Source organism: Nostoc sp. PCC 9305, assembly GCF_963920915.1.
Taxonomy (GTDB): Bacteria; Cyanobacteriota; Cyanobacteriia; order Cyanobacteriales; family Nostocaceae; genus Nostoc.
In genome coordinates this window covers 1-479 of record NZ_CAWUDN010000274.1, presented here as the reverse complement: position 1 = coordinate 479, position 479 = coordinate 1, and the positions used below count along the sequence as shown (strand labels likewise).

1 protein-coding gene is annotated in these 479 nt (G+C 38.8%); it reads right to left on the bottom strand.

Annotated elements, in window-relative coordinates; translation table 11 throughout:
• The coding region (locus ACM0OX_RS35750) for a transposase (RefSeq protein ID WP_414519954.1) at positions 1–351 on the bottom strand (351 nt) is incomplete at its 3' end.
• Between the last annotated feature and the right edge of the window lie 128 nt (positions 352–479).

The window sequence follows — 479 nt, the reverse complement described above, 5'->3', positions numbered from 1 at the left end:
AATTCTTTCCCGAAAATGTACTAACATCGATGCGTCAAATGGAGTTTCATTACTATAAGATGACATCCCTATGAAGTACTGTAGATAAGGATTCTCCTTGATTTGTTCTACTGTTTCCCTGTCGCTTATACCTAGTTTCTCTTTAATTATTAATGCACCTAATGCTATCCTCCATGATTTTGCTGGCGCTCCCATTTCTGCGGAGAATATGGAAGAATATTCCGATTCAAATTCTGCCCAGGGTATTAAATCAGCCATGATTACCCACCGATTATCTGATGACAACTTTCCCTCAAATGGCAGGTCAAAGTCTGACGGTGGAATTGGAGTTGATTCTTCTCTTCGGTACATAGTGCCTAATAATACCCTACGCCGCTTTTTTCCACAGTGATGCAAGTATTTTGAGCTATTTTACCTCCTTGTCTTGCACCTGAATATACTTCTAGAGTCTAATAATTTAGATACTGTCACCTTTTCTT